The organism is Bartonella vinsonii subsp. berkhoffii ATCC 51672 (genome assembly GCF_902825225.1).
Classification (GTDB): Bacteria; Pseudomonadota; Alphaproteobacteria; order Rhizobiales; family Rhizobiaceae; genus Bartonella; species Bartonella berkhoffii.
In genome coordinates, this window is record NZ_CADEAK010000049.1 from 1 (window position 1) to 1,595 (window position 1,595).

Genomic DNA, 1,595 nt, shown 5'->3' on the forward strand with positions numbered 1-1,595 from the left:
TCACCCCTTGTGCTTGATGCTCAGCTGCATTTGCTGTTTGCCTTTGCCGCTCCAGCTCACGCTGTGCACGTGCTGAAGCCTTGGCAATTTCAAACTGCCAATACAAATCACGCGCCTTTTCCGCTTTTAAAACTTGCGCTTTCATAAAGCCAAAAGCCGCTAACATCACACTCGCAAAAAAAAGCAAACCAAAAGACAGTTTTGAAAGAGGGCTAAACATGGTGCTTATCCCCCCAATGCGCTCTCTCTCCCACATCATAAGAGCTGGTATGCCGCTGATTGGAATGCTTCCTATTGGAAAAATCCAATGAACCAAAACCGCGGTGCACACCCAAATTACCAACAATAATCGCCACCATTGAGGGAATAGAAATAGCCGCCATATCAACAATATGCGGTGCTCCCCACAAACCACCAGAAACAAGCAAAAAAATAACCCCCCAAGCAAACCAAAAAGACCACCATAAATAAAGTCTAGAACCACGATAAGACGGCTTCATCCCCCCACCTCATCTCCAAGTCCCAAAAGCTTTTTGGCGCGATTCAAATAGGTCAAACGTTGCAAAAGCCCGTTTTTCCCTCCATTAATCGCCTTGGTAATCCCTAGCAAATCATCTTGATCTGCTAATCTATTCAAGCCTCTCATCTGCCAAAACCAAATGGCAGACCAAAGCGCTGCTGGAAACCTTTCCACCATTTCTGGAAAAGCTTCACAATCAACAGCCTGTTCATTGACAGAACACCAAAACTGCGTAAAGCGTTGATAATTCTTGCGCCCCGTTAATTGGATTAAACCGCGCCCCTTAAAGCGCACACCATCCCCTGGCTTAACATTGCCTAAATCTTTGCGCCCCTCATAAGCACGCCCAGAGGCATATTCACACACCGTAAAAAAGCCATCACTCTCATGCGCACATTGGCTTAAAAAATGCGCAATACGCAAACCTGTCGTTATCCCAGCATAAGACAAAGCTTCAGGCAACGCCCGTGCCATTTCAACGATAATAAAATCTTGGCGCGCATGATGAACCAATTTAGGAGCGAGCTTATGAAGAAAAGAACTGTCTATCGAAACCATAACAAACCAATGAATGAATAAATCCATTCTCAGTTTATTGGATTTCTGCCCCCCAATATAAGTCTGACACTGTCAGTCAAACATCTCAAGACTCAATTAAAGCTCTGGAAATAAGAGACCTTGAGGTTCTCGCGAAGAAATCTTCTTCTTCAAACGATAAGCCGTACGCACATGCATACCAGAAACAGCAGCTGCCTCATCCGCCGACCAGCCTTTTTGCAAGGCTTCTATCATTTTTTGCCGCCGTTCAGCATCTTTGCCAAGGGGGATAAGAAGGCGCACACCAGCACCGTTAAAACAAAAATGCTTGATCAATTGCTGCGCCTCCGCAAACCCAACAATTTCAATCAACCAATCGGCATTCTCAAGACGACCGGGTATATAAACTTCTCGTCCACCAAAAGCCCGCATCATATTCCATGCTGCCTCACTGCCCGCAACATCAGCTATTTCACGCAATAAAGCAGGAAAATCGCTATAGACTTCCTCTTGCATGCATGCTTACCCCTCGCTTTTA

General features: G+C 45.5%; 4 protein-coding genes. All 4 read right to left on the bottom strand.

Annotated features, from left to right (window positions below; all coding sequences use genetic code 11):
* A partial coding sequence (locus tag J7R10_RS08015) for a hypothetical protein (RefSeq protein ID WP_208436424.1) occupies window positions 1-220 on the bottom strand: 220 nt, incomplete at its 3' end.
* The gene (locus J7R10_RS08020) at window positions 213-500 is read right to left on the bottom strand and encodes a hypothetical protein (protein ID WP_010705303.1); all 288 of its coding nucleotides are present in this window, start codon (window positions 498-500) and stop codon (window positions 213-215) included. The genes J7R10_RS08020 and J7R10_RS08015, both read right to left, overlap by 8 nt.
* The gene (locus tag J7R10_RS08025) at window positions 497-1,105 is read right to left on the bottom strand and encodes a glycoside hydrolase family 19 protein (protein WP_010705304.1); all 609 of its coding nucleotides are present in this window, start codon (window positions 1,103-1,105) and stop codon (window positions 497-499) included. The genes J7R10_RS08020 and J7R10_RS08025 overlap by 4 nt, the downstream gene beginning before the upstream one ends.
* Window positions 1,106-1,174: 69 nt before the next feature.
* Entirely contained in the window at window positions 1,175-1,573 is a 399-nt protein-coding gene (locus J7R10_RS08030) for a helix-turn-helix domain-containing protein (RefSeq protein WP_010704502.1), read from the bottom strand.
* Window positions 1,574-1,595: the final 22 nt, after the last annotated feature.